The sequence below is a fragment of the Micromonospora ureilytica genome (assembly GCF_015751765.1).
Classification (GTDB): Bacteria; Actinomycetota; Actinomycetes; order Mycobacteriales; family Micromonosporaceae; genus Micromonospora; species Micromonospora ureilytica.
On the sequence record NZ_JADOTX010000001.1, the window covers coordinates 3,595,329 to 3,608,613 of the forward strand.

15 protein-coding genes are annotated in these 13,285 nt (G+C 70.7%); 9 read left to right on the top strand and 6 right to left on the bottom strand.

The genetic code is table 11. The annotated features are described in order from the left end of the window. Positions 1 to 31: 31 nt before the first annotated feature. Together IW248_RS16015 and IW248_RS16020 are read right to left on the bottom strand one after the other, a co-directional pair. Complete coding sequence (locus IW248_RS16015) at positions 32 to 529, bottom strand: GNAT family N-acetyltransferase (protein ID WP_196927660.1); 498 nt, start codon at positions 527 to 529, stop codon at positions 32 to 34. An 80-nt stretch (positions 530 to 609) separates the two neighbouring features. Continuing rightward, entirely contained in the window at positions 610 to 1,137 is a 528-nt protein-coding gene (locus IW248_RS16020) for a CGNR zinc finger domain-containing protein (protein WP_196927661.1), read from the bottom strand. Between the two features lie 42 nt (positions 1,138 to 1,179). Here IW248_RS16020 and IW248_RS16025 point away from each other — a divergent pair, with 42 nt between their 5' ends. Both IW248_RS16025 and IW248_RS16030 read left to right on the top strand, forming a co-directional pair. Beyond that, a complete protein-coding gene (locus IW248_RS16025; protein WP_231396324.1) occupies positions 1,180 to 1,947 on the top strand; it encodes a pyridoxamine 5'-phosphate oxidase family protein in 768 nt (255 codons plus the stop codon). Further along, complete coding sequence (locus IW248_RS16030) at positions 1,944 to 2,699, top strand: MBL fold metallo-hydrolase (RefSeq protein ID WP_196927662.1); 756 nt, start codon at positions 1,944 to 1,946, stop codon at positions 2,697 to 2,699. Before IW248_RS16025 ends, IW248_RS16030 begins: the two co-directional genes overlap by 4 nt. A 58-nt stretch (positions 2,700 to 2,757) precedes the next feature. On the opposite strand, the gene IW248_RS16035 is transcribed toward IW248_RS16030, so the two are convergent. Then, the gene (locus IW248_RS16035) at positions 2,758 to 3,132 is read right to left on the bottom strand and encodes a cupin domain-containing protein (protein ID WP_124819551.1); all 375 of its coding nucleotides are present in this window, start codon (positions 3,130 to 3,132) and stop codon (positions 2,758 to 2,760) included. 135 nt (positions 3,133 to 3,267) lie between these two features. Continuing rightward, on the bottom strand, positions 3,268 to 3,765 hold the full coding sequence (locus IW248_RS16040) for a YcxB family protein (RefSeq protein ID WP_124819553.1): 498 nt from the start codon (positions 3,763 to 3,765) through the stop codon (positions 3,268 to 3,270). A 95-nt stretch (positions 3,766 to 3,860) separates the two neighbouring features. Between IW248_RS16040 and IW248_RS16045 the strand changes: the two genes are divergently transcribed. The 4 genes from IW248_RS16045 (at position 3,861) to IW248_RS33725 (ending at position 7,728) form a co-directional block, all read left to right on the top strand. After that, the gene (locus IW248_RS16045; RefSeq protein WP_196927663.1) at positions 3,861 to 4,853 is read left to right on the top strand and encodes a PaaX family transcriptional regulator; all 993 of its coding nucleotides are present in this window, start codon (positions 3,861 to 3,863) and stop codon (positions 4,851 to 4,853) included. Positions 4,854 to 4,963: 110 nt separating this feature from the next. Beyond that, complete coding sequence (locus IW248_RS16050; RefSeq protein ID WP_196927664.1) at positions 4,964 to 6,169, top strand: cellulose binding domain-containing protein; 1,206 nt, start codon at positions 4,964 to 4,966, stop codon at positions 6,167 to 6,169. 96 nt (positions 6,170 to 6,265) lie between these two features. Beyond that, positions 6,266 to 6,856 (top strand): DinB family protein, encoded by a 591-nt coding sequence (locus IW248_RS16055; RefSeq protein WP_196927665.1) that lies wholly within the window; start codon positions 6,266 to 6,268, stop codon positions 6,854 to 6,856. 17 nt (positions 6,857 to 6,873) lie between these two features. After that, entirely contained in the window at positions 6,874 to 7,728 is an 855-nt protein-coding gene (locus IW248_RS33725) for a DUF4253 domain-containing protein (RefSeq protein WP_196927666.1), read from the top strand. A 26-nt stretch (positions 7,729 to 7,754) separates the two neighbouring features. On the opposite strand, the gene IW248_RS16065 is transcribed toward IW248_RS33725, so the two are convergent. Next, positions 7,755 to 8,792, bottom strand: a complete 1,038-nt coding sequence (locus IW248_RS16065) for a serine hydrolase domain-containing protein (protein WP_196927667.1) — start codon at positions 8,790 to 8,792, stop codon at positions 7,755 to 7,757. Between the two features lie 99 nt (positions 8,793 to 8,891). On the opposite strand from IW248_RS16065, the gene IW248_RS16070 reads away from it, so the two are divergent. Beyond that, positions 8,892 to 9,761: a fructosamine kinase family protein gene (locus IW248_RS16070; RefSeq protein WP_196927668.1), complete on the top strand. Its 870-nt coding sequence runs from the start codon at positions 8,892 to 8,894 to the stop codon at positions 9,759 to 9,761. Positions 9,762 to 9,843: 82 nt separating this feature from the next. Beyond that, complete coding sequence (locus IW248_RS16075) at positions 9,844 to 11,094, top strand: MFS transporter (protein ID WP_231396325.1); 1,251 nt, start codon at positions 9,844 to 9,846, stop codon at positions 11,092 to 11,094. 17 nt (positions 11,095 to 11,111) lie between these two features. Here IW248_RS16075 and IW248_RS16080 read toward each other — a convergent pair whose 3' ends face one another. Continuing rightward, positions 11,112 to 12,356, bottom strand: a complete 1,245-nt coding sequence (locus IW248_RS16080; RefSeq protein WP_196927669.1) for an MFS transporter — start codon at positions 12,354 to 12,356, stop codon at positions 11,112 to 11,114. A gap of 72 nt (positions 12,357 to 12,428) precedes the next feature. Here IW248_RS16080 and IW248_RS16085 point away from each other — a divergent pair, with 72 nt between their 5' ends. Next, positions 12,429 to 13,271, top strand: a complete 843-nt coding sequence (locus IW248_RS16085) for a LysR family transcriptional regulator (protein ID WP_196927670.1) — start codon at positions 12,429 to 12,431, stop codon at positions 13,269 to 13,271. The last annotated feature ends 14 nt before the right edge of the window (positions 13,272 to 13,285 follow it).

The following is a 13,285-nucleotide window of genomic DNA, read 5'->3' on the forward strand; positions in this document are numbered from 1 at the left end:
CCCGCCTGGCCCCCACCACGTCCGGCCGGATTCAGGAGACGCGCGGCAACGCCAGCCAGTCCTGCCAGGCGATGTCGCGGCCCAGACAGCGGGGCTGGCGGAACGGCCAGTCCGCGGCGATCCACAGCGGCACCAGCGCGTCGACCGCAGCCTCCACCTCGCTGCCCACCAGGTCGTCCACCACCCACCAGGAAACCTCTCCGTCGGAGCCCGCGCGCTCCGGCGGGTCGATGTAGACGCAGCCGAGGATCGCCGTCTCCCCCTCGTCCAGCAACGCGTAGTTGAACGACTGGTGCGCGGCTATCTCCCTCTCGTGGCGCAGCAGGTCGACGCGATCCTGTTCGTAGGTCATCGTCTCGCTGGGCCACGCCCAGGCCGGCCCGAAGATCTGCCACAGGCGCTCGCGGGAGCCCATCACGGCGGGGTAGTCAATCGGGGTGTCCGCCTCGCGAATCGGCCGCAGATGCAGCGCGGTGTCCGGCACCGGGACGTGGACGGGGTGGACGAAATCATCGGGTAGCCAGGTCACGAGGGCCGAGGCTACCGTCGCCCGGCAAGCGCCGCGCGAGCAACAATTGCCCGCGTACCGCGCCGAGCGGGACCAGGACTCTACGCGGTAGGGGTGACGCGCTGGCGTCGATAGTGGCGGGCGGCCTTGGCTCGAGCGCCGCAACCGTCCATGGAGCACCAGCGTCGGGTGCCGTTGCGCGATGTGTCGTAGAAGTGCAGGACGCAGGCGGGGTTGCCGCAGCGTCGGATGCGGTTGGGTTGCTGGCGCAGCAGGTCCAGGTAGTTGACGGTCGCCCGCCAGGAGGGGAGCCAGCCGGCGTCGACCTCATGCTGCTCCTGCACGGCCGCGTCGCGAAGCGTGTAGCGCGAGGCGCCACGGGCGAGGATCGCGTTGATCCCCCGTTCGGCGTCCTCGTCGGGCCGTTCGAGGACCCGGCGCAGGGCCGACCGCGCCTCCCGCAACGGGGGCTCCACCGCTGCGGGGTCACCTTCCAGGTGGTGTTCGGCGAGCCATCCCCGCAGCCCGTCCGGCTCGTCGAACAGGTCGACCATGCGGCCCCGCTCGACCCACTGGGTGTTGACCAGGTCCAGGGCGAGGGGTTCGCCCACCAGCGGCCGAGGTGTCATGCGAGCAACCTTACCACCGTCGGGCATTTGACAGGTTAGTCATTGCGACGTATCTTCTTACCGGTAAAAGTCTTCACGGTGGTTAGACAGGACCAGTCCGCCTGCCGGAGGACCGACCCTCCCGCCCGGCCCGACCCGTGGAAGGTGCTCGTCATGCCACACCGCTACCTGCAGGAACTGACCACCGCGTCGGTGGTCGCCACGCAACAGCGCTACGGCAGCCGATCCGCCATCGAGCGCATGACCGCTGGTTGGGACACGGACGCGACATTCAGTGACGATGAGGCTGCTTTCATCACCGAACGCGACAACTTCTACCTCGCCACCGTCGCCGAGAACGGCTGGCCGTACCTGCAGCACCGCGGCGGGCCGCCCGGCTTTCTGCACGTCCTCGACCCCGTCGACGGGCACAGCGTCCTCGGCTGGGCCGATCTGCGCGGCAATCGGCAGTACCTGTCGGTCGGCAACCTCGCCACGTCACCACGGGTGTCACTGCTGCTCATGGACTACGCCCACCAACGCCGCCTCAAGATCATCGGCACGGCGCGCGTCGTCGACGTGCGGGACCCCGCATTCGAGGACCTGCTGGCAAGGCTGAGCGTGCCCGGGCCATCGGGCCGGGTGGAACGGCTGATCACCGTCGACGTGCAGGGCTATGACTGGAACTGCCCCCAACACATCACGCCCCGCTTCAGCGAGGCGGAACTCTCCGACGCGCTCGCACCGGTACGCGACGAACTCGCCCGCCTACGCGCCGAGAACCAGGCCCTGCGCGAGCAGGCGAACCAACAAGCAGGGAGAACACCGTGAACAAGCTGACCGTACGCTCCGTCGGCGGCCCCACGGCCGTCCTCGACTACGCGGGCCACCGCGTCGTGCTGGACCCGACCTTCGACGATCCGCGGACGTACCAGAACGGGTCGATCACCGCCACCAAGTACACCGGCCCGAGCGCGGCCGCCACGGACCTCGACCCGGTCGATGTGGTGCTCGTGTCGCACGAACACCACATCGACAACCTCGACATCTCCGGGCGCGAGTACGCGCGCCGGGCCCGCCGGGTGCTCACCACGACGGCGGGGGCGCCGAATCTCGGCCCTGGGGCGATCGGCCTGCGGCCCTTCGAGTACGCCGAGGTAGGTGACGTGCGCGTCACGGCGGTCCCGGCGCTGCACGGCTCGCCGGAGATCGGCGTGGTCAACGGCCCGGTGATCGGGTTCGTGCTGGAGGCGACCGGTTGGCCGACCGTCTATGTCAGCGGCGACAACGCCTCACTGGATGTTGTGGCGGTCGTCGCGGAACGGTTCCCGGCGATTGAGATCGCGATCCTCAACCTCGGCGCGGCCCAGATCGCGGCACGCGGCGAGGCGTACCTCACCCTGACCGCGGAGCTGGCGGCACGAGCGGCAGCCCTGCTCGGCGTCCGGGCGGTGGTGCCGGTGCACCAGGACGGCTGGGCGCACTACACCCAGGGCGCCGACGACGTTGTGCGTGCCTTCGAGACCGCTGGCCTGACGGACGTGCTCGTCGACCTGCGACCCGGCGACTCGGCGACCGTCTGACCAGGATGCGGCCCGGCCCGGTGCTCTGGACGGCTGGAGACGTGCGGCCGGGGAGATCTCACTCCACCTTGGTGAGAAGCGGTTTCCCCTTCTCGACGACGTACGTGGCCAGTTCGACAGCCACACCGTCGCCGACATTGCGCGCCTGGTGGTGCACACCGTATGGGACCGTCAGCGCGTCGCCGGGATTGCACACCATGGGCGGCTGCCCCTCCAGCCGGTATTCCAGCGTTCCCTGCAGAACACAGATGATTTCCTCGCCGGGGTGGAAATGCTTGAACGGCGGCGAGTCCGGCGTGAACTCCACCCGGGTCTGAATGACCTCCCGCCCGGGGATGCTGAGGTCGTGCCGTTGCAGATCGATCCGCCACAACCCTGGTGCTGACTCCACAGCAGTGGGGCTGATCCCCTCGGGTCGATCCGTGCTGCTCATGACGGCCTCCTGTAAGCCGTCGGGCCGACGGCCACTACTCGGATTGGTGCATCCCCCGTCGAGGATAGGTAGCCGCAGACGATCAGGGGCGCGGATGCGGTAGCCCGATCCCCCAGCGGCGTGCGGCAGCTGATCTCACCGACGTCGCAGCAGCCCTCGTTCGGTCAGGAACGCGTGCAACGTCTCGGCATCCTCGGCGGACATCAGCCAGCGCGGGATCACGGTCGCCGGCATCCGGTCGACGTACACGACCCAGAACTCTCCGACGTCCCGCACCTGGGCGACCCCGTCCCAGGCGATCCCGCCGGACTCGGAGCCGCTGCGCATCATGATGTTGTCATCGGTGATGTCGTAGGCGCCCTCGACGGCGTAGCTACCGGAGCGGCGGCGGGCACGCGCCAGCACCCACGGTCGGTACAGCATCGACAGCACGCCGGCCACGAGCAGCGCCGTCCACAGCGGTGAACTCCGCTCGCCCCACCCGAAACCCTGCGAGACGACGAGACCGATGACCCCGACCACCGCCAGGACCGCTCCGATATAGCCGAATCTGCGCAGTCGAACGCTGCCGAGCGCGGCGGCCACCCGGCCCGGGTAGGCGGGATCGGCGGGGATGTCGAAACGGATGTGCACGCCAGAACGATAGTGCTCCCGTCCGCCCCTGGCTGCGCCTTACCCCCGCCCCGCTCGACGAGGCCGTGCGCATCGTGGTGCGGCAGTCTGGTGGGGTGAACGCCCGAGAGCCCGCCGACGACGTCCGAATTCCCCGGGCCCAGGCCGGGTCCAGCCCGCAACACCTCCTGACGACCCTGCTCGGCGAGTACCTCGACTCCGCGGATGCCGACCTGCCGTCGACAGCGGTCATCGCGATCCTGCGGGAGTTCGGGATCAGCGAGTCCAGTGCCCGTGCCGCGCTGTCCCGGCTGGTCAAGCGTGGTCTCATCGCCACGCGGGGGAAGGGACGGCCGCCGGTCTACCACCTCACACCGCAGGCGATCGCCAAGCATCGCTCCCGGATGCAGCACTTCCTGAACTTCGGCTCCCACCCGACGCCCTGGACCGGCGAGTGGGTGCAGGCGTCCTTCTCCATCCCGAACTCCGGCCAGGCGTCCCGTCACGCGCTCCGCAGGTCGTTGAGCGCGCTGGGCTTCGTGGGCCTGTACGACAGCGTGTGGATCCGGCCGGGATCCGACGCCGCGCCGGTGAAGGAGGCGCTGCGCGAGCTGCTGCATCACGTCGAGGGCGCCCGGTGGTCGGTCCTGCATGTCCGGTTCGACGAGGAGGCAGGTCCACACGGTCCGGCCTCCGCCTACGACCTGACCGGCCTCGCCTCCGCGTACTCGAGTTTCATTCAGCACTATGCGGAGCTGCGGGCAGCCGCGCGCGGCGGGGAGGTGGATGCGGCCCGGGCGTTGGTGGCTCGGACCTCGGCCATGGATTCCTGGCGGAGGTTCGCGGACATCGACCCGGACCTACCGCCGCATCTGCTACCGGAGCCCTGGCCTCGCCAGGAGGCCAGGGAGACCTTCCTGGACATCCACAGCACGCTCGGCTCGCTCGCTCAGGCGCGTCTCGTCGAGGTGGTTTCCCCGCACTGGTCGGAGGCCTCGTCGTGGATCACCCACTTCCAGGCGTCGAGGAATCCCTCGCGGCCCGAGCCGACCGGCGGCACCTGGCCGTCTGACGGCGACAGCGGGCCGTCAGACCAGACCAGACATTGACACTTTTCGTTACGCCAGTGATAGTAACTGCATTCAGCTCCCATCGGATCGCCTGTGGGGACCGCGGCCAGGTTGCCGGGAGCACCACCGTGACGTGTGCTGGAGGGTCAATGAGAAGGCGATCGAAGATCTACGCGGGGCTGGCGGCCGCCATCGTCCCGGTCACCTCCGTGCTCATGGCGCTCGGCGGGACACCGGCGTCCGCCGCCGTCGGCGGTTCCGGCCCCTATCCCGCCGACTACGAAACCTCGGCCACCCTGGCCAATCACACCATCTTCCGACCTCAGACCCTCCCGGCCGAACGCCTGCCCATCGTCGTGTGGGGCAACGGCGGCTGCTCGGCCAACGGCCTGTCCCAGGGCAACTTCCTCCGCGAGATCGCCTCCCACGGCTTCCTCGCCATCGCCAACGGGGCCCCGAACGGATCCGGCTCCACCACCTCCCAGATGCTCACCCAGTCCATCGACTGGGCGGTCGCGGAGAACTCCCGGCAGGGCAGCAAGTACTACAACAAGATCGACACCAGCAAGGTCGCCGTCGCGGGCTTCTCCTGCGGGGGCCTGGAGGCGTACGCCGTCTCGAACGACCCGCGCGTCACCACGACCGGCATCTTCAGCAGCGGTCTGCTGAACGACGCCGACGACTACCAGCTCAGGAGACTGACCAAGCCGATCGCCTACTTCGTCGGCGGGCCCAGCGACATCGCCTACCCGAACGCCATGGACGACTGGGGCAAGCTGCCCGCCGGTCTGCCCGCCTTCATGGGCAACCTGAACGTCGGGCATGGCGGCACCTACGACCAGGCCAACGGCGGCGAGTTCGGCCGGGTGGCGACTCTCTACTTCAAGTGGCGCCTGAAGGGCGACACCACCGCCGGCCGCAACTTCGTCGGCGCGGACTGCGGTCTGTGCCGCAGCCAGTGGAGCGTCCAGCAGAAGAACCTGACGCTCGACGACGGCACGCCACCCACCACACCACCTCCCACCACCCCACCGCCCACCACGCCCCCGCCGACCGGCACCCCCGGCTGCACCGCTGTCTACTCCGTCCAGGACCAGTGGAACGGCGGATTCGTCGCCAACGTCAGCGTCACCGCGGGAACCACCGCGCTGACCGGCTGGCGGGTCACCCTCACACTGCCGAGCGGCGCGTCGGTCAGCTCGCTCTGGAACGGGGTCAGCAGCGGCACCAGCGGGACCATCACGGTCGCGAACCAGAGCTACAACGGGCGGCTGGCCGCGGGTCAGGCCACCAGCTTCGGCTTCCAGGGCACCGGCAGCGGCAGCGGAACCACCGCGAGTTGCAGCGGCAGCTGACGCCCCGGGCAGATCGAGTCGCGCGGCGGGTCGGTGCCCCGGCACCGGCCCGCCGAGGGTGCGCGACGGTCCGGCGGATAGGGAAGACTGGCGGGCATGGCTGATCTGAGCGATGCGAAGGCCGCTCTGCACGACTACCTCCGGGAAAACCGCGAAGACCTCATCTGGAAACTCGACGGGCTCAGCGAACGGGAGGCCAGGCTGCCCCGCACCGCGACCGGCAACAACCTGCTGGGCGCGCTCAAGCATTGCCTCAATGTCGAAGCCGGCTACTTCGGGCCCACGTTCGGTCGCGAGTTCCCGACGCCTGACGAGCTGGTCCCCATGGCGGCGTTCGACGAGGACCCGCAGGCAGACTGGTACGCCCGCGAGGACGAGACGAAGGACGGGCTGATCGACCTGTATCGCCGCGTCGGCGCGTTCGCCGACCAGACGATCGAGCAGCTGCCGCTCGACGCGCCGGGGCAGGTGCCGTGGTGGCAGCCAGGTCGGCGGGACGTGACGCTCCAGCGGATCATCATCCACGTGACCTGCGATCTCGCCCGGCACGCCGGGCACGCCGACATCATGCGCGAACAGCACGACGCGGCGATCGGCCTGCGGCGGGGCAACACCAACATCCCCGACGACTACGACTGGCCGGCGTATGTCAGCAAGCTGACCAAGCTGGCCGACCACTTCGATTGACCGGGAAAGCTGTCGGCGTGCGCGACGACCTCGACCAGATCGAAACGGCCTTCCTGGGCACGCCACTGGCCGGCCTGCCGATCGGGCACGGCCCGTCGGGCACCGTCCTCGTCACCGACGTCGACCCCGACCGTCTGCAGGAGGTCTGGCGGGCCGCCGAGGCGCTGGTGCCGGTCATCGGACGCCGGCCCGTCCTGGTCACCGACGACTTCGACGACGCGCTGACGATCCGGTCCGAGCCCGAGCAGGGTCCGTCGGCGTCGGAGCTGCGCGCGTTCGCCGAAGCGGCGGCATCCTCCGAACCCTGGCTGACCTACCGCCACTACAGCGAGGACCAACAGGTCGACGAGGACGAGATCGAGTTCTACGCTCGCGGCACCACGGGCGTCGACCTGACCGCCCTGGTGCCGGACATGGTGCTGCCGACGCCGCTCCCGGCGCTGGAGCGGGCGCTGTACGACAGGCTGCTCACCGACGCCGACCTGCACACCCAGGTGCTCGGCAACGTGCGGCTCGTGACGCAGACCGACTACTGGTACGAGCCGGACAGCGTCCTGCTCATGTTGCTGCCCACCAGCGACGTGCGCAGCTCGGCGTACTGGGTGGACTTCTACGGCGCCCTCACCGAGGAGGATCGGCAGAGGCTCGGCGAGGTGCTGGCGCAGTGGCGGCACCGGTGGGATGCCCGCCTGGTCGCGTCGTGGGGCACCATGCTGCAGTTTCAGGTGGGTCGGCGCCCGACGCCGGGTGACGAGGCGTGGGCCGCCGCCGGTCAGCTCAAGGCGCTCGCTCCGGACCTCGAACTGAGCCAGTGGGAGGTCGCCGTCGCCCTACCGGCCGGTGACGCGTGGTTCGTCCACAACCGACCCTGACCGACCGGCGACGCGGCCCTACCCGACTATTCCGGTTGCTCGACGACGGTACGAGAAACCTCCCGGATCAGATCGAGCGGTTCTTCGGTCCAGTGGGAGGCGAGGACGAGCTCCCGGGCCGGATCGACCCACAGGAGGTGTCGTCCGCCGTTGCCCCGGGCACTGCGGCCGGTCGCCGGGGCCCCGGGCCACGGCACCTGCTCATCGTTGAGCCACCACAGATAGCCGTACTCCCGTTTGACCGGGCACGGAGCCCAGGACTGGTCAACCCACTCGGCGCTCAGCAGCCGGGTCCCGGCATGGGTCCCCCGGTCCAGGAAGAGCTGCCCGATCAGGGCCAGGTCCCGGGCCGGGACGATCAGTCCCCCGCCCCAGTGCGCGCCGCCGGAGACCACCTCGGTCCGGCGGCCGTCGAGGTCGACGACGCTCGTCCGGTACCCGTGCCACGACCACCGGTCGGAGGCGCCCAGCGGGTCCATGACCCGCTCCCGCAACACGTCCGGCAGCGACCGGCGAAACAGCAGCGTCAGCGCGTACGCGAGCAGGTTCATCCGCACGTCGTTGTACGCCCACCCCTGCCCCGGGGGTGTGCCGTGCACCTCGGTCCCCTCGCGGAAGCTCTGCGCGTCGACGCTCGTCGGCTTGCCCCACAGCTCGCCGTCCCACTGGCTCGACTGCTGCAGCAGATGACGCCAGGTGATCTGCTCGTTGTGCGGCCCCTGGAACTCGGGAACGTCGACGACCTGGTGCACCGGTTGGTCCGGCACCAGCAGGCCGTCGTCGAAGGCCAGGCCGGCCACCACCGACACGACCGACTTGGTGACGCTGAAGGCCATCTCCGGGACGTCCGGGTCGCCCCAGGCCGCGACCTCCCGACCCGCGACCCGGACCACACCACTGGCCCCACTGGCGGCAAGCAGCGGGCCGACCACGTCGCGGTGACTCGTGTCGGAGGCCTGTGCCGCCAGGTAGGTCTCGATGTCGGCGGCGTCACTCGTCCACCGGGCGCCGAACTCCTGGACGACCCGCTCCAGCCGCTGCCGATCCACCGACACGTGACCCATGCCCAGCAGTGTCCAACACCCCCGCCACCGGGAGCGGCAGCTGTGACCAGCCACATAGGATCGGCCGACCTCGTACGTCGGACCTGAGGAGCGTCCCGGATGACCCTGCTGGAGCGTCTGCACCGGGCCGGTATGCGTGAGGTCGTCACGGTGCAGCCGGTGACGGGCGGGCTCGCGGCGCTCGCGGGCATCGCCACCCGTCGGGATGCTCCGCCGGTGTTCGTCAAGGCCTTCGCCGACCCGCCAGCCGACGACGTCTTCGTCGCCGAGGCCGAAGGGCTGGCCGCCGTGCGCGAGCTCGGCGGCGTGGCGACACCCGAGGTGATCCTGGCGGATCGGGACCTGCTGGTGTTGTCGGTGTTGCGGGCGAGGCCGCGGAGCGAGGTCTTCTGGGAGCAGTTCGCGCACCTGCTCGCCCGCCTGCACCTGAGCACGACCCATCCTCGCTTCGGCTGGCACCACGACAACTGGCTGGGCCGTCGCCGGCAGATCAACACGTGGAACGACGACGGCTTCGCATTCTTCGCGGAGCACCGGCTGCTTCGCTGGCTCGATCAGCCCCGCGTCGAGGCGGCGCTCGACGCGGAAGACCGAGCGGCGCTGGAACGGCTCTGTGACCGGCTGCCCGACCTGCTGCCGGACCGGCCGGCGTGCCTGACGCACGGTGACCTGTGGGCACAGAACATCCTGGCCACCGCGGACGGACAGCCCGCGCTGATCGACCCGGCCGTGTCGTACATGTGGGCCGAGGTCGACCTCGCGCACGTCTGGTCCACCTCGCCCCCGCCCGAGGCACGACGGATGTTCGAGGTCTACGCGGAGTTGACCTCGCTCGACGGTGACTGGGAGGCCCGCATGCCGGTCATCCAGCTGCGACAACACCTCGCCGTGCTGGCCCAGTTCGACGACGACTGGGGCGCGGCCGATCAGATCCGCGCCGTCCTAGCCCCGTTCCGGACACGACAGTGACCGGAGAACCCGGCCGCCGAGGCCCGTGAGCGGAGCGGGCGTCGGGCCCTCCATTACGGTGGCCCCTGGAATGGGGGTGGCCATGGCACCGGAAGTGTCGCCGCGAAGGGCCAGGGCCGTGCTCGTCGCGCTGTCCCTCGCCGCGTTCGCCTTCATCACGACGGAGTTGCTGCCCGTCGGTCTGCTGACCCACATCGCCCCCGACCTCGGCCGATCCCGCTCACAGGTGGGTCTGCTGGTCAGTGGGTACGCCGTCGTGGTGGTGCTGGCGTCGGTGCCGCTGACCCGGCTGACCCAGCGGATCCCCCGGCGGCACCTGCTCGGCGGCACGATGCTCCTGTTCGCCGCCGCGAACGCCGCCGCCGCGCTCGCGCCGTCGTACGCCGTGCTGGCCGGCTCCCGCCTGGTGACCGCCCTCGCCCAGGCACTGTTCTGGTCCATCGCCACGGCGACCGCGATCGGGCCGTTCCCGGTCGCGGTGCGCGGTCGGGCGGTAGCGCTGTTCGCGACCGGGGCGACGCTCGCCCCGGTGCTCGGCGTACCCCTCGGCACCTGGCTCGGGCAGCAAGCCGGCTGGCGTGCGGCGTTCGCGGTGCTCGCCGGGGTCGGTCTGGCGATCGCCGCCGCGGTGCTGGTCCTCCTCCCCTCCTATCCCCCGGCCGCCGGCGGCGCGGCCCGGGGTTCCGCACCGGACGGGCGGCGCTTCGCCGTGCTGTTGATCGCCACCGCCCTCGGCATCGGCGGTTTCATGACGCTGCAGACCTACGTGACACCGTTCCTGCTCGACGTCAGCGGCTTCGCCGACGCGGTGCTGGCACCGCTGCTGTTCGTCTCCGGCGCGGCCGGCGTCGTCGGAACGCTGGTCGCGGCCCGGACTCTGGACACCCGACCGATCGCGTCGCTGCTGACGCCGCTGAGCATCGGCACGGCCTCGCTGCTCGGGCTGTACGCGCTCGGCGCGCTCCGGCCGGGTGTGGTCGCGTTCCTCGCCGGGATCGGCCTCGCGTACGCGGCGTTCGGCTCGGCCGTGCAGAACCGGATGCTGCAACTGGCCCCGGGCAGCACCGACATCGCGTCGGCCGGCGTCAGCACCGCCTTCAACGCCGGCATCGCCGGCGGATCACTGCTCGGCGGCGCCCTCCTGCCCGCCTCGGGGGCACGCCCGCTCGCACTCGCCGGCGGGCTGCTGACGCTGGCCGCGCTCACGCTGCTCGCCGTGGACACGCGTCGCGGCCGCGCCGTCGGGTCGGAGCCGACGGTCGCTCGTCCCCCGGCTACGCGCCGCCCGGATTCGCCTGCGACCGGAAAACCTTCCGGTACGCGCCAGGTGTGACGCCGAGGAGTAGGCGATCATCGTCGAATTGATGGTCTATCGGCTTGGCTCGCCCACGGGAGTTGGTCGGTGAGCCCGCGTCGTGTCCCGCCGTTCGTCGGCACGGCGGGCGAGCGGCGGGACAGGAGGTATCCGGTCAGTGCGGCGGCGAGGCCGGCGAGGCCGGCCGTCGCGAACCCGCCCGCCGGCACGGAGAGGTCGATCGCCACGCCGACGAGCGGGGATCCGAGCGCGAAACCGGCGCTCTGCGCCGACGATTGCAGACCGATGACCTCGCCCCGCACACCGGGCGGCGCCAGCCGGCTCACCGCGTCGGCCACCGTGCCAAGGGTCGGCGCGGTGAGGAGCCCGCTGCCAACGACCGCCACGCACAGCCAGGGCCAGTCGCGGGCCAGCCCGGCCGGTATCGTCACGAGCCCGAGCAGGCCGAGCAGCAGCCAGGTGGGCAGCGGCCGGGTCAGCGCGCCGTAGATCAGCCCGCCGATGACGGACGACACGCCGAACACCACGACGACCACGGCGGCCCAGGACACCTGACCGGCCTCCCGCAGCGTGGCGACGATGGCGAGGTCGACGCCGCTGAGCAGCGTCGTCGTCCCGAACGCCATCATCAGCGCGGCGATCATCCTGGCGTCCAACCACTGCCGGCGTGCGGGTCGGTCCCCCGCGCCGGCCTCCCCCTCGTCCTGGGCCCGCATCGGCGGGTTGAGCACGGCGATACCGACGCCACCGGCCAGGATCGCGGCGCCGACCCCCCACGCCACCACGTCGGGGGACACCGTCGCCGCGCCCAGAATCACCACCGCCGGCCCCACGATGTACGACAGCTCGCCCTGCACCGATTCCAGCGCGAACGCGGCCCGGCGCTGCTCGGCCGTCGTCATCGCGGCGATCGCCTGTCTGCCCACCGCCTGGGCCGGCACCATCAGCAGGCCCGCCACGAAGCTGGCGACCAGCAGGAACCCGTACGGCAGGACCGGCACGCCCAGCCAGAACACGACCTGCGCGGTGACGGTCACCAGCAGGACGAGGCGCAGGCCCCGCGAGTCGATCATGCGACCGAGCAGTGGGCCGCCCAGCGCCACTCCGGCGGTCAGGGCCGCCGCCACACCACCCGCCGCCGCGTAGCTCAGCTCCAGGCCCAGGACGACGAAGAGGGTCAGCGCCATCACATCGGCAGTTATCGCGGTGCGGGCGAGCAGCGAGACGCCCAGCAGCGGCGCCATCCCTGGCACGGCGAGCACCTGCCGGTATCCGGTCACCCCATTGACGCTAATTCCCTCCGCCCGCCATAAGAAGACACCATCTTGTTGAGTCCGGCATAATGCGTGCTTATGGCGAAGGATCTGGAGATCACCCTGCTGCGGTCGTTCGTCGCCGCCGTGCGGGAGGGCAGCATCAGCCGCGGCGCGACAGCGCTCGGCCATACCCAGCCCGGTCTGAGTCAGCAGTTGCGCAAACTGGAGAGCGTCGTCGGCCATCCGCTGCTGCACCGCTCGTCGTCAGGTGTCTCGCCCACCCGGGCGGGCGAGGAGCTCCTGCCATACGCCGAACGCATTCTCTCGCTCTCCGCACAGGCACTCGCCGAAACCGGACGCGCGCTCACCGGCCACTGTGGCGTCGGATTGCTCGAAGACCTCGCCGCTGCCCACCTGCCGCAGGCCCTCGCCGACCTCGCCCGCCTGCATCCCGGCGCGACGCTGGAGGTGCTCAGCTGCTCCAACGCCGCCATGCGGGAGGCCTACGAGGCGGGCCGCGTCCAACTCGTGCTCGACGCGGTACCGGACATTCCCGGGCCGCCGCGCTGGACGGTGCGCGCCCCGCTGGTCTGGGCGACCGGGCAGGGTGTGGACGTCAGCGCCGATCCGCTGCCGGTGGTGCTGTTCTCCAACCCGTGCTCCTGGCGTACGTCCGTGCTGGACGCGCTGGAGCGTGCCGATCGGCGCTGGCGGGTGGCCTTCGAGAGCAACAGCCTGGTCGGGGTGCTCGCCGCGGTACGGGCCGGGCTCGGCGTGGCGGCGCTCATGCCCGCGAACCTCGAACCGGTCATGATCTGCCGCGACGCGGACGCCCTGCCGGTCCTGCCGGACGTCGAGTTCGGCCTCGCCCGGCATCCACGGACCGAGGGTGATCCGCTGATCGACGCCGTGGAGAGGGTGCTCCGTCGCATCCTCTGAGCACTCGCCCTCGC

Excerpts from the sequence above, each read along its gene's own strand:
- IW248_RS16020 (WP_196927661.1), bottom strand. The coding sequence starts at position 1,137 with ATGACACCTCGGCCGCTGGTGGGCGAACCCCTCGCCCTGGACCTGGTC.
- IW248_RS16035 (WP_124819551.1), bottom strand. The coding sequence starts at position 3,132 with ATGAGCAGCACGGATCGACCCGAGGGGATCAGCCCCACTGCTGTGGAG.
- IW248_RS16050 (WP_196927664.1), top strand. The coding sequence starts at position 4,964 with ATGAGAAGGCGATCGAAGATCTACGCGGGGCTGGCGGCCGCCATCGTC.
- IW248_RS16055 (WP_196927665.1), top strand. The coding sequence starts at position 6,266 with ATGGCTGATCTGAGCGATGCGAAGGCCGCTCTGCACGACTACCTCCGG.
- IW248_RS16065 (WP_196927667.1), bottom strand. The coding sequence starts at position 8,792 with ATGGGTCACGTGTCGGTGGATCGGCAGCGGCTGGAGCGGGTCGTCCAG.
- IW248_RS16070 (WP_196927668.1), top strand. The coding sequence starts at position 8,892 with ATGACCCTGCTGGAGCGTCTGCACCGGGCCGGTATGCGTGAGGTCGTC.
- IW248_RS16075 (WP_231396325.1), top strand. The coding sequence starts at position 9,844 with ATGGCACCGGAAGTGTCGCCGCGAAGGGCCAGGGCCGTGCTCGTCGCG.
- IW248_RS16085 (WP_196927670.1), top strand. The coding sequence starts at position 12,429 with ATGGCGAAGGATCTGGAGATCACCCTGCTGCGGTCGTTCGTCGCCGCC.